General features: G+C 70.0%; 18 protein-coding genes. 3 read left to right on the forward strand and 15 right to left on the reverse strand.

Annotated features, from left to right (window positions below):
- The 6 genes from FNH05_RS02925 to FNH05_RS02950 all read right to left on the reverse strand — a co-directional run.
- The coding region (locus FNH05_RS02925; protein ID WP_483964221.1) for a beta-ketoacyl-[acyl-carrier-protein] synthase family protein at positions 1 to 439 on the reverse strand (439 nt) is incomplete at its 3' end.
- Between the two features lies 1 nt (position 440).
- Positions 441 to 863 carry a hotdog family protein gene (locus tag FNH05_RS02930; protein WP_144585693.1) on the reverse strand — a complete coding sequence of 141 codons (423 nt, stop codon included), beginning with the start codon at positions 861 to 863 and terminating at the stop codon, positions 441 to 443.
- Entirely contained in the window at positions 860 to 1,975 is a 1,116-nt protein-coding gene (locus tag FNH05_RS02935) for an acyl-CoA dehydrogenase family protein (RefSeq protein ID WP_144585694.1), read from the reverse strand. Before FNH05_RS02935 ends, FNH05_RS02930 begins: the two co-directional genes overlap by 4 nt.
- Positions 1,975 to 3,003, reverse strand: a complete 1,029-nt coding sequence (locus FNH05_RS02940) for a bifunctional MaoC family dehydratase N-terminal/OB-fold nucleic acid binding domain-containing protein (RefSeq protein ID WP_246127479.1) — start codon at positions 3,001 to 3,003, stop codon at positions 1,975 to 1,977. The genes FNH05_RS02935 and FNH05_RS02940 overlap by 1 nt, the downstream gene beginning before the upstream one ends.
- Positions 2,991 to 4,175 carry an acyl-CoA dehydrogenase family protein gene (locus tag FNH05_RS02945; protein ID WP_144585695.1) on the reverse strand — a complete coding sequence of 395 codons (1,185 nt, stop codon included), beginning with the start codon at positions 4,173 to 4,175 and terminating at the stop codon, positions 2,991 to 2,993. The genes FNH05_RS02940 and FNH05_RS02945 overlap by 13 nt, the downstream gene beginning before the upstream one ends.
- A gap of 23 nt (positions 4,176 to 4,198) precedes the next feature.
- The gene (locus tag FNH05_RS02950) at positions 4,199 to 5,899 is read right to left on the reverse strand and encodes an AMP-binding protein (RefSeq protein ID WP_144585696.1); all 1,701 of its coding nucleotides are present in this window, start codon (positions 5,897 to 5,899) and stop codon (positions 4,199 to 4,201) included.
- A 332-nt stretch (positions 5,900 to 6,231) separates the two neighbouring features.
- On the opposite strand from FNH05_RS02950, the gene FNH05_RS02955 reads away from it, so the two are divergent.
- From FNH05_RS02955 to FNH05_RS02965, 3 genes are all read left to right on the forward strand, one after another.
- On the forward strand, positions 6,232 to 6,717 hold the full coding sequence (locus FNH05_RS02955; protein ID WP_144585697.1) for a MaoC family dehydratase: 486 nt from the start codon (positions 6,232 to 6,234) through the stop codon (positions 6,715 to 6,717).
- 66 nt (positions 6,718 to 6,783) lie between these two features.
- Positions 6,784 to 7,368: an SDR family NAD(P)-dependent oxidoreductase gene (locus FNH05_RS02960; RefSeq protein ID WP_144585698.1), complete on the forward strand. Its 585-nt coding sequence runs from the start codon at positions 6,784 to 6,786 to the stop codon at positions 7,366 to 7,368.
- Positions 7,369 to 7,425: 57 nt separating this feature from the next.
- Positions 7,426 to 8,244, forward strand: a complete 819-nt coding sequence (locus FNH05_RS02965; protein ID WP_144585699.1) for an SDR family NAD(P)-dependent oxidoreductase — start codon at positions 7,426 to 7,428, stop codon at positions 8,242 to 8,244.
- 205 nt (positions 8,245 to 8,449) lie between these two features.
- On the opposite strand, the gene FNH05_RS02970 is transcribed toward FNH05_RS02965, so the two are convergent.
- The 9 genes from FNH05_RS02970 to FNH05_RS03010 form a co-directional block, all read right to left on the reverse strand.
- Positions 8,450 to 10,057: a FadD3 family acyl-CoA ligase gene (locus FNH05_RS02970; protein WP_144585700.1), complete on the reverse strand. Its 1,608-nt coding sequence runs from the start codon at positions 10,055 to 10,057 to the stop codon at positions 8,450 to 8,452.
- 12 nt (positions 10,058 to 10,069) lie between these two features.
- Entirely contained in the window at positions 10,070 to 10,792 is a 723-nt protein-coding gene (locus FNH05_RS02975) for a CoA-transferase subunit beta (RefSeq protein WP_144585701.1), read from the reverse strand.
- Positions 10,789 to 11,655 (reverse strand): CoA transferase subunit A, encoded by an 867-nt coding sequence (locus tag FNH05_RS02980; protein ID WP_144585702.1) that lies wholly within the window; start codon positions 11,653 to 11,655, stop codon positions 10,789 to 10,791. The genes FNH05_RS02975 and FNH05_RS02980 overlap by 4 nt, the downstream gene beginning before the upstream one ends.
- On the reverse strand, positions 11,648 to 12,406 hold the full coding sequence (locus tag FNH05_RS02985) for an enoyl-CoA hydratase family protein (protein ID WP_144585703.1): 759 nt from the start codon (positions 12,404 to 12,406) through the stop codon (positions 11,648 to 11,650). The genes FNH05_RS02980 and FNH05_RS02985 overlap by 8 nt, the downstream gene beginning before the upstream one ends.
- A complete protein-coding gene (locus tag FNH05_RS02990; protein WP_144585704.1) occupies positions 12,406 to 13,314 on the reverse strand; it encodes an SDR family oxidoreductase in 909 nt (302 codons plus the stop codon). The genes FNH05_RS02985 and FNH05_RS02990 overlap by 1 nt, the downstream gene beginning before the upstream one ends.
- A complete protein-coding gene (locus FNH05_RS02995) occupies positions 13,311 to 14,099 on the reverse strand; it encodes an SDR family oxidoreductase (RefSeq protein ID WP_144585705.1) in 789 nt (262 codons plus the stop codon). The genes FNH05_RS02990 and FNH05_RS02995 overlap by 4 nt, the downstream gene beginning before the upstream one ends.
- Before the next feature lie 169 nt (positions 14,100 to 14,268).
- The gene (locus FNH05_RS03000) at positions 14,269 to 15,012 is read right to left on the reverse strand and encodes an ABC transporter ATP-binding protein (RefSeq protein ID WP_144585706.1); all 744 of its coding nucleotides are present in this window, start codon (positions 15,010 to 15,012) and stop codon (positions 14,269 to 14,271) included.
- Positions 15,012 to 16,847, reverse strand: a complete 1,836-nt coding sequence (locus FNH05_RS03005; protein WP_144585707.1) for a branched-chain amino acid ABC transporter ATP-binding protein/permease — start codon at positions 16,845 to 16,847, stop codon at positions 15,012 to 15,014. Before FNH05_RS03005 ends, FNH05_RS03000 begins: the two co-directional genes overlap by 1 nt.
- Before the next feature lie 3 nt (positions 16,848 to 16,850).
- Positions 16,851 to 17,708, reverse strand: a complete 858-nt coding sequence (locus tag FNH05_RS03010) for a branched-chain amino acid ABC transporter permease (RefSeq protein WP_144585708.1) — start codon at positions 17,706 to 17,708, stop codon at positions 16,851 to 16,853.
- Positions 17,709 to 17,715: the final 7 nt, after the last annotated feature.

The raw sequence follows: 17,715 nt of genomic DNA on the forward strand, positions 1-17,715 counted from the left end.
GGCCGTAGGGGTTTACCCAGGACCGGTACTCATTGTCCGAAGTGGCCTGCGTCCTCGCCGGGGGTGGGCCCTGTCCGAACCGGACGCCGGACCGCTCGTTGAAGGCCCGGTAGGCAACGACGACGTCGGCGATCCCTGAAGCGATCGCCATGGCGGCCTGCTGCACGGGCCCGCAGGCACCCCCACCGCCATAGGGGATCCGGGAGAAGAACTTCAGCTCCGGCACCCCCAGGCTTCGGGCGATCATGTTCTCCGGGTTGGTCTCCATGGTGAAGCTCGTCATGCCGTCGACGTCGGCGGCGGTGAGTCCCGCGTCGGCCAGCGCGGCCTGGACCGCCTCCACTGCCAACTGGAGCTCACTGCGGCCCGAGTTCTTGGAGAACTCGGTGGCGCCGATGCCGACAATCGCCGTGCGACCCGACAGGTGGTTCGAGGTCATGTCACTCCCCTGTCCCACGGGGCAGCCGCACGGTCACCTCGGAGATGGCGTGCGCGCCCAAGCTGTTCGTCCCGCGCACCGCGACGCGGACAATGTCGTCGTCGACGGCCACGACCTCGCCGGTGAGGGTCATCGTGTCGCCGGGGAAGTTCGGGACACCGAGCCGGGTACACAGCCGCAGCAGCCGGGCGGCGGGACCGGCCCAGTCGGTGACGAAGCGGCCGACGAAGCCGTTGGTGTTGTTGATGCTCATGTAGGTGTCCGGCGTGCCCCGCTGCTCGGCCAGGGACGGGTCGTGGTGCACGTCCTCGTAGTCGCGCGTGGCCAGGGCCCCGGCGACGATGAGGGTCCGGGTCAGCGGGATCTCCAACGGCGGGAGGGTGTCGCCGACCCGCACGCCCGCGATGGTCCGGGTGCCGTTCACAACCGCTCCCCCTCGTCGATGAGATCACCGAGATGCTCCAGGTGCCAGGCGGCCGAGCCGGCGGTGTTGGTCAACTGGGTGGTCCAGAGCAGGTAGCGGTGGATCGGGTAGGTGACGTCCGCGCCGATCCCGCCGTGGACGTGCAGCACGGTGCGGGCGATGCGGTCACCGGCCTCGGCCGCCCAGTACTTCGCCACGTGGGCCGCCGCCGTGGCCGGGCGGCCAGTGCTCTCGCGCCACAGTGCGTTGAGGTAGGTGGCCTCCATAGCCTCGGTGGCGATGTGGCAGTCCGCGATCTGGTGGGCCACGGCCTGGAATGTCGCGATCGGGACCCCGAACTGCTCGCGGCCGGAGGTGTACTCGGCGGCCTGCCGTACGGCTGCCTGGCTGATGCCCGTCTGCAGCGCGGCGAGGGCGATCCAGGCCTGGCGAAGCAGCCACTCCAGCCGGTCCTCATCGGGGCCCCCGTCGAGTGGCTCGGCGGCGGCGCCGTCGAAGTGCAGGTCGCAGGCCAGACCACGATCGGTGCGCTCGAAGGTTTCGCGGCGCACCCCCTCGCCGGAGGTCGGCACGAGGTAGAGGCCGAGGGCGCCCCGCTCGTCCGCGGCCGGGACGACGACGGCGTCGGCCAGGTGGGCCGACCGGACGTCGGCGACGGTGCCGGTCAGCCGTGGCCCCCGCCCGGTGTTCGCGGCACGCACCCTGGCACCGAAGCGGCGGGCGTCGGCGACGTCGTCGACGGCAACGCTGAGGATCACGTCCCCCGACGCGACCCGCGGTAGCCATTCGGTGCGCATCTTCGCGTCGCCGTAGCGCACGATGGGCAGGACACCGCCGACCAGGGTCTCCCAGAGCGGCACCGTGCCCAGGGCGCGGCCCTGCTCGACGAACACGCCGGCGGCCTCCCAGAGCCCGAGGCCCGCGCCGCCGTACTCCTCAGGCACGAGCAGCCCGAGTACACCGGCCTCGGCGAGGTGGCGGTACAACGCCCGGTCGATGCGCTCGGCGCCGGCTTCCACGGCGACCAGTCGTTCCGGGTTTCCGTTGCGGGAGAACACGTCTCGGGCCAACTCGTTGATCGTGACCTGGTGCTCGGTGAGCCGGAAGTCCATCAGTGGTCCTCCTTTTCGAGAGACGGCGCCCCGGTGACCGCCCGGAACCGGGGCAGGGTGAGTTCGCCGTCGTAGTCGAGCCACTCGACCTGTACCGGCATCCCGATCTCGACCTCCTCGGTGCGGCCGGCGAAGTCGGCAATGAGGCGGGTGCCCTCCTCGAGATCGACGAGCAGGACGGTGAGTGGATAGTCGTAGCCGGGAGCCTTCGGATGGTGGCTCACGACGTAGCTGTGCACGGTGCCGCGGCCGGTGGCCTCCTGCTCGTGCCAGGCGTACGAGTGGCACCTCGGGCAGATCGGGCCGGGCGGGTGGCGCAGCATCCCGCAGTCCGAGCAGGCCTGGATGACGAGCCGGCGCTGCGCGGCGGCGCTGAACCAGAACTCGTTGTCCCGCAGAATGAACGGCTTGTGCCGCAGCCCGGGATCGGCGGACACGGGCTCGGCGGCCCGCTTCGCTTTCGAAGGATCGAAACGCAGGATGCGGAACCGCTGCCGGGCCACCACCTCATCGTGCTGGTCGGTGTAGGTGCGCAGCGTCGTGACGAAGTGACCGGGACCAAGCCCCGTGATCTTGCGGGCCGAGACGTCCTCGATCACCGTCGTCATTTTCAGCTCGTCACCTAGGCGCAACTCGCGCACGTACTCGTGCTCGTCGTCGGTGGCCACGACGCCGACGAAGCCGGCGTCGGCGAGGAGACCGAGCAGCCGGGCCATCGGGCTGTCCGGCGCCTTGCCGGACGCGGCGGTCTTGTGGGCCTTGTAGCCGACCATGAGCCAGGTCGAGAGCATCGGCGGGGGCGCGACGATGCCGTCCCGCCCGGTGGCGATGGCCGCCCGCTCGTCGACGTAGATCGGGTTCTCGTCGCCGAGGGCCTCGACGAAGTGGCGGATCATCGGCTGGTTGACCGCGTCCTGGGCGTAACGGGTCGGGGTGGCCTCGATGCCGACGAACTCCCGCAGCCGGGCGAGGAAGGCGTCCCCGTCAGCGGCTTCTGCCGGGATGGCGGTGGCGCTCAGGCGGACCACCTCCTGCGGGGCATGCCGAGGCCGGTCACCGCGATCATGTCGCGCAGCACCTCGTTGGTCCCGCCGCCGAAGGTGTTGATGTAGGAGCCGCGGGTATAGGCCTCGAGCCGGCCGCCGAGCACCGCGCCGGGGGCGCCGGGGCGGCGTGTCGCGCGGGGGCCGACGACGGAAACGAGGTCGCGGCAGACCCGGTCGTGGGTCTCGGTGCCGTAGACCTTGGCGACCGACGCGGCCGCGGGATTGGGGTTCTGGTCCTCCTCGACGACCGCGATCTTCCAGTTGAGCAGGCGCATCGCGGTGAGCTCCGCGTAGTCGCGAGCCAACTCGGTGCGCACCCACGGCTTGTCCATCGCACGCACCCCATCGGCACCGGGCCGGCTCGCCCAGGCGGCGACGTCCGACCACAACTGCTCGGTACGCCCGCCCATCGCCGCCAGGCCGACCCGCTCGTGGCCGAGCTGGCCGTTGATCAACTGCCAGCCACCGTTCACCTCACCGACGACGGCGTCGGGGCCCACCCGCACATCCTCGTAGTAGGTGGCGTTCGTGTGGGTGATGCCGCTCGTCACGATCGGGGTGCAGCTGAAGCCCGGAGCGGAGGTGGGCACGATGAGGATCGTGATGCCCCGGTGCTTCGGGGCATCACGATCTGTGCGCACCGCCATCCAGACGAAGTCGGCCTGGCTGGCCCCACTGGTGAAGACCTTCTGCCCGTTGATGTTCCAGCCGCCCTCGGGCAGCGCCTCGGCTCGGGAGTGCAGCGAGGCGAGGTCGGTACCCGAATCGGGCTCGCTGTAGCCGATCACGAAGAGGACGTCCCCGGTGAGCATTCCTGGCAGGTAGCGCTTCTTCTGTTCCGAGGTCCCGTGGCGCATGAGCATCGGACCGATGGTGTTGATCGTCACGAACGGGAACGGCGCCTGGGCCCGGTTGATCTCGTCGAAGAGGATGTACTGGTCGGCCGCGGGGCGGCCCTGTCCGCCGTACTCCGTGGGCCAGCCGAGACCGAGCAGCCCGTCCTTGCCGATCCGCCGGATGATCTCGCGGTAGGCCGGGCGATCCTCATTCGTGCCGCCGAGCGCCTCACGCACCTCCGGGGTGAGCAGGCGCGAGAAATAGGCCCGCAGCTCCCGGCTCAGCTCACGCTGCTCGGGGGTGTACTCCAGGAACATCGGTGTCCTCTCTCCTGGCCGCGTCAGCAGGTGACCGGCAACAGCGCCGCGCGCCCGTGGGTGGTGAACTGGTTCTCGAACTCCTCGACGTCTGCGGGCGTCAGCCTGCGGTACGTCGTCGATGCCCCGTCGCGGACGAACACCGGGTCGGTCGTGACCCAGGCGGCGCGTCGCAGTACCTGCTTGGCGATCTTGTTGTTTCCCGTCGTCGGCACCTCCTCGACGATCCGCACGAACCGGGGGCGCCACTTGGGCCCAAGGTCGGTCTGAGCGGCGAGGAAGGCGGTGAAGGCGTCCGGATCGAAGCGGAACCCATCGCGCAGCTGCAGCGCGCACATGACCTGGTCGCCCGTCCGCGGGTCGGGCACGGCGAACACGGGAGCGACGGCGACCGGCTCCCAGCGCTCGAGGATCCGCTCGACCGGGCCGGCGGCGAAGTTCTCGCTGTCGACGCGCAGCCAGTCCGACGACCGGCCGGCAAAGTAGAAGTAGCCGCCGGCGTCGCGGTAGGCCAGGTCACCGGACCAGAAGTCGTCTCCGCGGACGCGCTCGGCGGTGGCCTCGGGGTTTTTGTAGTAGCCCTCGAACCGGGCGGCCATGCCGATCCCGACGAGCTGGCCGATGGCCTCTTCGGCATTGACGAGCCGGCCGTTTCCGTCGAGCCTGCCGGGGGGACATTCGAGGCCGGTGACCTCGTCCAGGACCTTGACGACGCTGCCGCCGACGGCCACGCCGAGCGCGTCGCCGGGTGTGTCCGGGGTGCGGTTGATTCGCATGACGCCTTCGCTGGAGCCGTAGCCCTCGGACACGACCACGTCGAAGCGCTCCGTGAACCGGGAGATGTCCACGGCGGACGCCTCGGTGCCCACGGCCCGCCGCAGCGTGCTCGTCGCGTCGCGGGGGTCGGAAGGCTGCGCCAGGACGTAGGCGAGCGCCCGCCCGACGTAGTTGAAGAAAGTCACGCCGTGCTCGTGCACGTCGCGGACGAAGCCGGACGCGGAGAACTTGCGGACCACGGCGATGGTGGCGCCACAGACCATGGCCGGGCCGAGGTTGAGCATCAGGGCGTTACCGTGGAAAAGGGGCATGGCCAGATAGGCCACCGAATCGCGGGTCAGCTCGCAGCGATCCAGCATCGCCTCGGAAACGGCGGCAAGGCGGGCGTGGGTGCAGATGACGGCCTTGGGCACACCGGTCGAGCCGGAGGAGAACAGCAGCAGGAGATTGGCGGCCGGGTCGATCTCGCCCATGGGCATCGGTGAGCCGGAGTACCGCGCGAGCCAGGCGGCGTACCCGGGCGTGTCCACGTTGTGGATCCGCTCGGCCGGGATGCCGAGGTCCAGGCCATCGACGAGCCCGGCGAGGCGGTTCTCGGTGATGAGCAGGTCGCAGTCGGTGTGCCGCACATCGTGGGCCAACTCGGCGCCACGACGGGTCGCGTTGATGCCCACCACCGTGGCGCCGCACAGCGCCGCGGCGCAGACCCACTGGACGTAGTCCGGGATGTTCTCGAGCAGGACACCCACGTGCAGCGGCCGGCCGGTGGGCCACGACAAGTCGGCGAGAGCCGCGGCCCGGTCGGCGGCTCCTTGGACGATCTCACCCCACGTGAGCACGCGGCCCTCGAACAGCACTCCGGGGCGATCGTCGCCGATACGCCCGCGGACGATGTCCGCGAACACGGTGCGCCGCGCGGGGAGTACGGCAGCGTTCTGAGTCGTCATCGACTCGCCTCCGTCCGTATCGGGTGATGGCAGAACAAGCACGCTCAAAAGCAGGGAAAGATGCCCGGCCGGAGGGGCGCGCACGTCGCCCAGAAAACCAATCAAGCGCTTGGTTACTCCAACTTAGACGCCCCCTTCCCCGTCGTCAACCGTGTCGACAGCGACAGCCACGGGCACCTTGCCCGCGGCGCTCAGGGCAGCCCGAATCCATGTTCCAGACGTTCGCCGGACTGGAATGTCGTCCCACCGGCTGCGCCCGGGGAATGAACCGAGCGCTTGCTTGGCATATGATGCCGGTCGGGGCCAGGGCAACGACCGAGAGAGGAGCCGCCATGCCGGCGGAAGCGGAAACCGCACAAGAGGACCGGTTGGTCGTCCGGGGACTCGCCGGGCTGCGCGCAGCGGTCGGCACGATGCTCGGTCCGACCGCGTGGCTCTCGATCGACCAGCAACGGATCGATGCCTTCGCCGACGTCACCGGCGACCACCAATGGATTCACGTCGACCCCGGTCGAGCCCGCGAGTCGCCCTTCGGCTCCACCATTGCCCATGGCTATCTGACCTTGTCGCTCTGCAACTACTTCCTGCCACAACTGCTCAGCGTCGAAGGCGTGAGCATGGGGCTGAACTACGGCGCCAACCGGGTCCGCTTCCCCGCGCCGGTACCCACCGGAGCCCGGATTCGTGGTCGCGGAGAAATCCTTACCTGCGAAGATATTCCCGGCGGCGTGCAGGCGACGATCCGGATTGTCGCCGAGGTCGAGGGCGGGACCAAGCCGGGCTGTGTCGTCGAGACGCTCAACCGCTGGCTGGTCTGACGGGGCCAGCGGCGGGCTACCCACCCGTCACCGCACACCAGCGCCGACCTCGCAGAAGCGTCTACTGTGGATAGTCTGGGATTCGAACCGGGTGACGTCGTCGTGGTCACCGGCGCCGGGAGCGGGATCGGCCGCGCCATCGCCGTCGCCGCGGCCGCCGCGGGGCTGACCGTCGCGGTCTGGGACCTCGACACGGACAGCGCGCACGCGACCGCGGCGGAGATCGGCGAGGCCGGGCACAAGACCGTCGCGGCCGCGGTCGACATCGCCGACGCCGGTGCCGTGACGGCCGCGATGTCGTCGGCCTCTTCGGCGGGGCCGGTCCGGTACCTGGTGAACAACGCCGGTCCCTCGAGCGCGTCCGCGCTGGGCTTCGACGATGCCGTCCGCATAGCACTGGGCGGTACCCGCGGGGTCACCGAGGCATTTCTCGCCACCGGCACCGCGCACAGCCTGGTCAACGTCGCCTCCGTCTCGGGAACCACACTCGGCTCGGCCCCGGACTGGTACCCCGCGGTGAAGGCGGGCATCGCCGGGTACACCCGGCACCTGGCCACCTATCGAAGCGAGGAGGTGCGGGCGAACGCGGTGGCACCGGGTCTGATCGCCACCCCGCGCATGCGGGACGGCGGCTGGACGGTGGCCCAGTGACGCATTTGCGGTGAGCGGGCGCGCGGGTGGCCCTATCGCTTTCTCAAGGAGGACGGCATGGTGACGAAACACCAACCCGGACCACTGCTCGCCGGCCGCACGGCCGTGATCACCGGCGCCGCAGCGGGAATCGGCCGCGGTATCACCGAGGCCTTCCTCGCCCACGGCGCCCGGGTGCTGGCCGTGGACGTCGATGCGGCCGCGCTGGCGGGCCTGGACAAGAGGGCCGGTGACAGCCCGCTTGCCACGCTCCGGGTGGACGTGACCGCTCCGGGCGCGGCGCGCCGGATCGCCGACGAGTGCGAGCCCGACGTGGTGGTGCACAACGTGGGCCATTTCCTGCGCCCACCCACCGAGTTCGGCAGCGAGGCCCCGGCCGCGTGGGCCCGGTCGCACGACGTGAACTTCGGCCACGTGCTGACCCTGACGCATGCGCTGCTGCCCGGAATGGTCTCACGAGGCCGGGGCGGCAGCATCATCACCCTGACCACTGTGGAGGCCTTTCGGGGAATCCCAGGGCACGTCGCGTACTCGGCCTACAAGGCGGCGGCCGGGCAGTTCACCCGCAGCCTCGCCGTGGAAACGGGACGGCACGGGGTACGGGTCAACGCGATAGCACCGGACGTGGTGGAAAGCCGCCAGCTGCCGTACTCGGACTGGGTCGGCGAAACCGACCGGTGGCGGTGGGCCACCTGGGCGCCGCTGGGCAGGCACGGTACCGCCGACGACGTGGCCGGGGCCGCGCTGTTCCTTGCCTCCGACCTGTCGTCCTTCGTCACCGGCACCACGGTCCACGTGGACGGCGGCACCCTGGCGGCGGGTGGCTGGTATCCCCGGCATGGCGGCGGGTGGACCAACCGTCCCCTCGATCCTTGACGGCACCGCCGGAAAGGCCACGGAGGACGGCACGACTCGACGGGCGCGTCGTGCCGGTGGCGACCGGCGTCAAGATCCCGCGAACGTGATGCCCCGGGACGCACCGGAGCGCGAGTCGCCGTGTGCGACCGGGACAGCGCGTCGCCTCGGCGCCGTGGCGGAGCGGACCGTCGCCGGACGCGACAGGCACCACGAGCGGGCCCGGTCAGACCTGCTCCTTCAGTTCACGCTTCAGCAGTTTCCCGGAGGCGTTGCGCGGCAAACTGCGGACGAACTCGACCGATCGGGGCCGCTTGTAATTGGCCAGCCGCTCCTTGCAGTACGCCAGCACATCCTGCTCGGTCAGGTCCGCCTCCTCGGAGCGGATCACGAACGCCTTGCCGACCTCACCCATCCGCTCGTCCGGCACGCCGACCACCGCGACGTCATGAACCCCGCCGAGGTAAGCCAGTGCCTGCTCGACCTCCGCCGGATAGACGTTGAAACCACCGGACACGTACATGTCCTTCAGCCGGTCGGTGATCGTCAGGTAGCCACGCTCGTCCAGGACACCGACGTCGCCGGTGTGCAGCCATCCCCCGTCGTCGATGACCTCCGCCGTCGCCGCCGGGTCGTCGAGATAGCCGACCATCGCGTTCGGGCCGCGGACCACGACCTCACCCGCCTCGCCCGGAGGCAGGAACCTGCCCTCGACGTCGACCGTCGCGACTTCGAAACCGGAGGTGGCACGGCCCGACGTGTGCGAAACCGTCTCCGCGTCGTCGCCGGGCCGGCACATCGTCACCACCACGGCCTCGCTGAGCCCGTACGCGGTGAGCACCGTTTCGAACCCGAGGTCGGCCTGCATCCGTTCCACCAGTGCGACCGGAACGGTCGCGGCACCCGTCACCGCCAGCCGGAGGCTGGGCAGTGCGCGGCCCGCCCGTTCCGGAGCGTGCAGCAGCGTCTGGAAGACCGTCGGCGCGCCCGCGAGCACGCTGATCCGCTCGCGTTCGGCGAGCTCAAGCAGACCGGCCGGGTCGAAGACGGCCTGCGGCAGCATCGCGGCGCCGGTCAGCAGGCACACCAGGATTCCGGCCTTGTAGCCGAAACTGTGCGAGAACGGGTTCACCAGCAGGTACCGGTCACCGGCCCGCATCCGCCCGCAGTCGGCCCACGCGGCCGCCACACCGAGCGCCTGGCGGTGTTTCGACATCACACCCTTGCTGCGCCCGGTCGTGCCCGAGGTGAACAGAATGTCGGCGAGGTCCTCACCGGACACCCCGTCCGCACGCGCCTCGACCTCGGCTGCCGTCACCCTTTCCGCGTACGAGGGCAGCTCGTCCCAGCCGACCTCGCCGCCGGCCGGTACATCCGGCTCGCCCATCGGTACCCTGACCACCGCGCGCAGCTCCGGCAGGCCCGCCACCACCTCACCCGGCCCTTCCCCGGCGGCGTCCCGGATGCCGGCCAGCCGGTCGGTGCCCAGGAACGTTCCGGCGACCACGAGCGCGCGGGCCCGGCTGCGCCGCAGCAGATCGACGGTCTCGGGACCGGTGAACCTGGTGTTGACAGGGACGAGCGTCGCACCCGCGTAGGAAGCTCCCAGCGCGGCGAGAATCCAGTGGTGGGTATTGGGCGAGTTCAGCGCCACCCGGTCACCGGGCCGCACCCCGAGAGCCGCGAAGGCCCTCGCCACCTCCCGCACCCGAACGCCGAGCTGCGCGAAGGTCAGCCGTACCCGACCGTCGACGAGTGCCTCGGCATCCCCGAAGCGCTCGGCCGCGGCCCGCACCGCCGAAGGGATCGAATCCACCCAGCGCGCCTGTTCCATCTTTCTTTCCTCCTACGCGGGGATCTCCCGATCCCGTAACGATTTCGGGTCGAGGATCTCGCGGATCAGACGCAGTTCCGTCTCGTCCGGACCAGGCGTGACGGACGCATCCGAGCAGTCGACCGGGAACGACGTCGCCGCCGCCACGTCGGCCGAGGTCACGCCGGGATGCAGGGACACGGCGCGCATCGACCGGTCCGGGGCACCGAAGTCGAACACGCCGAGGTTCGTCACGACCCGGTACAGATCGTGGAAGCGCAGGCCCGCCTTGGCCGCGTTGTCGTAGCCGACGCCGGACACGACGTCCACGGACTCGACGAAGACCCGCTTGCTGTGCTTGGGAACCCAGTAGCTGGTCCGGTGGTTCGCCGTGTTGCCGGGTGCACCCCGCATGCCGAGCAACTGTCTGGCCGGGCGGGCGTGCCCGCCGATCGCGGAGATGTTCTGGTTGCCGAACCGGTCGATCTGGCTCGCCCCCATCACGACGTGCCGGCGCCCGTACGGCACGATGACCTCGAGCATCCTGCCGAACGGCTGCCAACCCTCGACGACACCGTCGGCGTCCACCAGACGGGCTTCACCGTCCGACATCAGCAGTTCGGGCTCGAAGGTGAGCCGGGCGAGCTTGGCGCCCAGTGACGGGATCACCCCGAACGGACTCGCCAGTACGGCCCCGTCACCCCGGAACAGCTCGGCCGCCGCCTTGACCGCGACCTCCGCCCTCGACACGCTCATCGAGCAGCCTCCGCTTCAAAACGGTCTACTTCGGACAGATAAGTTCGCTCGTCGCCGGAGAGGAACCTGTCCACGAACCCCGGCCACTCCTCGAGATCCTTGGCGCAGGCCGCATAGTGGCGCTGGAACCGCTCGTCCCGGCCGTAGTCGGGCACCGCGCTGGTGAAGTGCGCGCCGCGCGGCGCTTCCACCACACCCTCCACCATCGACCGGTTGAGCAACAGCGACTGGAGAGGGCCGCTCTCGGTGAGCTCCCCGGTGCCGACGATCTTCTCCACCGAGACGAACCGCTTCCTCGCGGCCAGGCAGTACAGGTCGTCGAAATACGGATCGGGCCCGAGGTACTGGGCGTTGCCCCGGGCATCGGCGCGGTTGAGGTGCACCAGCGCCACGTCCAGGTTCAGCGAGGGAACCGCGAGCAGGTCTTCGCCGTCGTCATAGGGTGAGCGCACCGTCCGCAGTTGCGGGTTGAGCCGTGGCACATCGGAACCGAGACCGGCGCGCGTCGGCAGGAACGGCAGGCGCTCCGCCGCCGCCCGCAGCGCGACACAGAACATGCCCTCGTCGTACTCGGTCACCTCGATCGCCCCGGTCTCCCTTGCCCGCCCGAACCAGGGGTCGAAAGCGATCGAGTCGAGGGTCACGAACCCGAACACGACCCGGCGGACCTTCCCGGCCGCGCACAGCAGCCCGACGTCCGGGCCGCCGTAGGACACCACGGTCAGGTCCTTCACCGAGGTCCGTAGCAGGGCACGGACCAGGGCCATCGGCTTGCGCCGCGAGCCCCACCCGCCGATCCCGATCGTCATCCCGTCGTTGATCTCCGCCGCCACCTCGTCGGCGGTCATCCGCTTGTCAGTCATCGTCTTTTTCTTTGTCCTTCAGGAATGCTTCGCGGGCCTCGTCCGAGGCGCCGAGGAGGTTGAGTTCGAAGGTGAATCCCTGCTCGAAGCGGTAGCTGCGGTGCACGTGCTGGGTGTCGATGCCGTTGAGTGCTTCCTTGGCCGCGCGGATCACCCGGGGGTCCTTCGCCGCGATGTCCCGGGCCACCTCCAGCGCGGCCTCGTCGAGACCCTCGCGTGGCACCACCCGGTAGACCGAGCCGTAGGCGTGCAGTTCGGTGGCGGTGATGGTGCGCGCGGTGAAGTACAGGGTGCGCATCAGGTGCTGCGGCACCAGGCGGGCCAGGTGGGTCGCCGCGCCCAGCGCGCCGCGCTCGACCTCGGGCACCCCGAACGTCGCGTCCGCCGAGGCGATCACGACGTCGGAGTTGCCGACGAGCCCGATGCCACCGCCGAGGCAGAACCCGTGCACCGCCGTCACCACCGGCACCGCGCAGTCGTAGACCGCGCCGAACGCCGCATGACAGCCGCGGTTCGCGCCGACCAGCGCGCCGTAGCCGCTGTCACGCTGGATCTCCTTGATGTCGACACCGGCGTTGAACCCGCGGCCTTCCGCGCGCAGCACCACCACGTGCACGTCCGGGTCCTCGCCCGCCCGACGGACCGCGGTGGCGAGGTCGAACCAGCCCTGCACGGGCAGGGCGTTCACCGGCGGGAAGTCGACGGTGACGACCTCGATGTGTTCCTCGATACGCTTGACTGTGATCGGCATCAGTTCGCTCCGTACACGGGTTCGGGCTCGGCGGCCCCGGCGATCAGCTTCTCCACGACCGGCCCCAGCTCGCCCGGCTCCCACCGCGCGCCCTTGTCCACCGGCGGCCCGTGCCGCCATCCCTGCGCCAGCGACACCTTGCCTCCCTCCACTTCGAACACCCGCCCGGTCACCCCGGCCGACTCGGCGCTGCCGAGCCAGACCACGAGCGGCGAGATGTTCTCCGGAGCCATCGCGTCGAACCCCGAGTCCGGCCTCGCCATCGTCTCCGCGAACACCTCCTCGGTCATCCGGGTCCGCGCGGACGGGGCGATCGCGTTCACCGTGACCCCGTACCGGCCCAGTTCCGCGGCCGCCACGAGCGTCAGCCCCGCTATCCCGGCCTTGGCCGCCGAGTAGTTGCCCTGCCCCACGCTGCCCAGCAGGCCCGCGCCCGAACTGGTGTTGATCACCCGCGCGCTCGGCACCCGCCCCGCCTTCGCCTCGGCGCGCCAGTACCCGGCCGCGGACCGCAGCGGGGCGAAATGTCCCTTGAGGTGCACGCGGATCACCGCGTCCCACTCGTCCTCACCGAGGTTCACCAGCATCCGGTCCCGCACGAAACCCGCGTTGTTCACCAGCACATCCAGGCGGCCGAAAGACTCCAGCGCGGTGTTCACGAGGTTGCCGGCGCCCCCGAAGTCCGCGACGTCGTCGGTGTTCGCGACCGCGACACCCCCACGCTTTTCGATCTCGGCGACCACCTGGGCGGCCGGGCCTTCCCCGGTTGCCGAGCCATCCAGCGCGACGCCGACGTCGTTGACCACCACCCGGGCGCCCTCCGCGGCGAACGCCAGCGCGTGGGCGCGCCCGATTCCCCGGCCGGCACCGGTGACGATCACGACCCGGTCCTTGCACAATCCGGTCACGAATCCTCCTTCTGATTCACATCGGCCGCGCTCTGGAAGGCGGGCACTTCACCACCGCCGTGCACGAGCAACGTCGCCCCCGACACATAGGACGCCAACCCCGAAGCGAGGAACGCGGCACACTGCCCGACCTCCTCCGGCTCGGCCAGCCGGCCCAGCGGCACGGTCCTGCCGACCGCGGCCACCGCCGCCTCGCTGCCGTAGTGCAGGTGTGCCTGCTCGGTCCGGACCAGGCCCACCGTGACCGCGTTGACCCGCACCTTCGGGGCCCACTCCACCGCGAGGGACGCCGTAAGGTTGTTCAGGCCGGCCTTCGCCGCCCCGTAGGCCGCCGTGCCGGGTGAGGGACGGGTGGCACTGACACTGGACACCATCACGATCGCCCCGCCACCATCCTGCCGCTGCATCACGGCATTGGCGTGCTGAGCGACGAGCAACGGCGCCAGCAGATTCAGGTTCACGACCCTCTCGTGGAACCGCGGCGACCCCTCCGCCGCCGCCACATAGGGGCTGCCACCGGCGTTGTTCACCACGACGTCCAGCCGCCCGTACCCGGCCACGACACGCTCCATCAGCACAGCCACCTGATCGGGATCACGCACATCACACGACAGGAACGCCGCCGTGCGCCCGCCCGCGGTGACGTCGGCCTCCGGCTCGTGCCGGGCGCAGGTGACCACCACGGCACCGTGGCCGAGGAATGCCCGGGTGATCCCGGCGCCCACTCCGCGCACGCCTCCGGTCACCAGGACCACGGCACCGTCCAAGCCCAAGTCTCTCGTCACAAAGCAGGACACTACCAAGCACTTGCTTGGTTAGCCAGAGGCAATTCACGGCCGCCCAGCAATCCACAGTGGACTCATGCCACGGACAGCCGTGAAGGGTCCCTTCACAGCCAATACGACTGTGAAGGGACCCTTCACGGCATCCCGCAACGGACGCGAACCGCACGCCTCAATCCGGCGTCGCCGCCACACCGTCGATGCGCCCGAAATAGGCTTCCCGAACCACATCGAGGTCCTCGACCTCAGCGGCGCGCGCGGACAGCACCACGCGGCCGACGTCGAGCACCGCGATGTGGTCGGCGATCCCGAGCGCCGCCTCGACCGCCTGCTCGACCAGGAGGATCGCGAGCCCGGTCTGCCTGAGCTCGCCGATACGCTCCATCACCTCCGCGACGATCACCGGTGCCAGGCCGCCGGAGGGCTCGTCGAGCAGCAGCAGGGACGGTTCGGCCATCAGCGCCTGGCCGATGGCCAGCATCTGCTGCTGCCCGCCCGACATCGAGCCCGCCGGATCCGCTCGTTTCTGGCGCAGGACTGGGAAAAGATCGTAGATCTTGTCCACCGGGCCACGCAGCTTCGCACGGCTGAGCCGCCGGGTGTAGCCGCCCAGCAGGAGGTTCTGCTCCACGCTGAGCTGATGGAAGACGCGCTTGCCCTCCTGCACGTAGGCCATCCCGTGCCGGACCCGCTGGTGAGCGGGCAGCCTCGAGACGTCCTTCCCGTTCAGCTCGACCGTGCCGTGCGCGAGCTTGTTCAGCCCGGACACCGCGCGCAAGGTGCTGGTCTTGCCCGCGCCGTTGCGTCCCAGCAAGGCCGTCACCGCGCCGGGCCAGACATCGACCGAGACATCCCACACGACCCGCAGATCGCCGTACCCCGTGGCCAGCTCACGCACCCGCAGCACCGGTTCCATCACCGCTCCCCCGCTTTCGTCTCGAGCGCGTCGGCGACCTCGGGCAACCGCGCGTCGTCGGACCGGACACCCAGGTACTCGCTGAGCACGCGGGGGTCGCGTTCGATGACCTCGGGCGGACCGGACGCGATCACCTGACCGTGGGCCAGCACGAAGATCTCGTCGGCCAGCGCCAGGATCAACCGGAAGTTGTGCTCGACGAGCAGCACCGTCCCGCCGGCATCGCGGATCCTGCGGATCAGCTCGGCCAGCCGGTCCACCTCGTCTTCGTCGAGACCCGACGCGGCCTCGTCGAGCAGCAGCACGCTGGGCCTGGTCACCAGCGCCCTGGCGACCTCGAGCAACCGCCGCATGCCCAGCGGCAGCGAGACGGCCTCGGCATCGCGAAGGTGCGTCATGCCGACGAGTTCGAGCACCCGCAGGGCTTCCGCGATGTCCGCGTCCCGCACCCGGCGAAACCGTGGCAGCCGCAGCACCGCGTCCAGCAGGGAGGCACGTGCCGTGCTGCACCGGCCGGATGCGACGGCCTCGAGCACGCTCACCCCCTCGGGCAGGTTCGGCGTCTGGAATGTGCGCGCCACTCCTGCCCTGGCCACGTGATGGGCCGGGAGGCGCTGCAACTGCGTGCCGCCCACGGTGATCCGCCCGGCGTCGGTCCGGTAGAAGCCGCAGATCATGTTCAGCATCGTCGTCTTCCCGGACCCGTTGGGGCCGATGAGCGCGGTCACCCTGCCGGGCCGGGCCGTGATCGAGACGTCCCGCAGTGCCTGATTCCCGCCGAAAGCCTTGGCCACTCCCGAAACCGCGAGCTCGGCACCGTGCAGTGCGGGTATGTCCGGCGCGACGGCCGACGCGGTGGGCTGGGTGTCCAGCCCGGCCGCCCGGTCCAGGCGCGCCACCAGCCTGCGGAACAACTGCGCGAAGCCACCGCCGAGCAGTACCCCGCCGGCGATCAGGAACGCACCGTAGAAGACGAGCGCGTACTGCTGGAACGCGCTCGACTGGTTCGGCCCGAGCTGGATGATCGCCGCGCCAACGGCCGCACCGTACACGCTGGCCGAACCACCGAGGATCGACGCCGCCAGCACGGAGGTGGCGAGCGTGAAGCTGAACGTCTCCGGTGAGAGGTAACCGTCGAGGTTCGCGAACAGCGCACCGGCCAGCCCCGCGGGGAACGCGCCCAACGCGTAGCCGAGCAGCTTCATGCGGAACACGGAGATACCGACCGACGAAGCCAGCACCGGACTCTGCTTGAGCACCCGGAACGCCACCCCGTGCCGGGACACCACGATGTTGCGCAGCACGGCGAACCACAGGATCGCCACGATCACGATCACGATGTAGAAGGAGTTCGGGTCCAAGACGGACCCGAACAACGTCGCGCCCGCGATTCCGCTCAGCCCGCTGTGCCCGCCGGTCACGTTCTCGAACACCGAGAGCACATCGGGCACGAGCAGCACCAGGAAGAACGAGGTCATCGCGAGCGACCAGCTGCCCAGCCGCAGCCCCGGGATCCCGGTGAGCACCCCGACCGCGAGCGCGACCAGCCCGGCCACCAGCAACTGCAGCAGGATGTCGGTGTACCCCGCGATGGACATCAGCCCCGCGGTGTAGGCCCCGGCGGCATACATCGCGGCCTGCCCCAGCGCCAGCTGGCCCGCGTAGCCGAGGGAGAGGTTCAGACCACTGACGATCAGTGCGAGAATGCAGGTCAGCTGGATCTGCCGTGAGGTCGCGAAGTCCAGGCCGATACCCGGTAACACCAGCACGACCACACCGATGAGCAGCGGCGGCACCCAGCTGGGCGCGGCTCGCAGTGTCCTCCAGACGACCATGACTCACACCACCCGTTCTCGGACCCGGCCGAACAGCCCCGCCGGGCGGGCCAGCAAGATGATCAGCAGCACGGCGAACACCATGATGTTGCTGAACTCGGCGCCCAGGTAGCGCGCCGTCACCGACTCGATGAGCCCGACCGCGAGGCCACCGACCAGAGTTCCGGGCAGCGACCCGAAGCCGCCGATGGCCAGTGCGACGAATCCCTTGAGCGCCAGTGCGGCGCCGAGGGTGGCCACCGCGTAGGTCTTCGGGCCGACGAACAAGCCGAGTACCCCGGCCAGCGCGCCGGAGAATGCGAAGGCACCGAACACCAGCCGTCTGGTATTGATGCCGCGCAGCACAGCGGCCTCGCGATCTTCCGACATGCCGAGCAGCGCGAGCCCGAGCAGCGTCCGCTTCCCCCACTGCCCGAGCACCACGACCAGGACCACGGCGAGGATCAGCAGCACGATCTCCACCGGATAGACCCGGCCGCCGAACACGGTCACGACCTCGTTCGAGCCGAAGAAGGGCACCGTCAGCGGCTGGCCACCCCAGACGAGCTGAGCGGCGCCGTTGAGCAGGGTCGACACACCGAGCGTGGTGACGAGTTGCGTCTCGTGCGATGCGGCGGGGCGGACGGCGAACCGCTCCTCCAGCCCCGCCAGCACGAGCACGACCACCGCGGCCAGCACGGCGACGACCGCGGCGGGCAGCCGGAAGGTAACCAGTCCCGTGTAGGCGACGAAGGTCCCGACCATCATCAACTGCGCATGGGCGAAGTTGAACGTGCGCGAGGAGATGAAGACGATGTTGTAGCCGATCGCAACCAGTGCGTACACCGCACCGAGTGCGAGGCCAGACCAGATCAGGGTCATCGCGAAA

It is taken from the genome of Amycolatopsis rhizosphaerae (assembly GCF_007713715.1).
In the GTDB taxonomy this organism is placed as follows: domain Bacteria; phylum Actinomycetota; class Actinomycetes; order Mycobacteriales; family Pseudonocardiaceae; genus Amycolatopsis_E; species Amycolatopsis_E rhizosphaerae.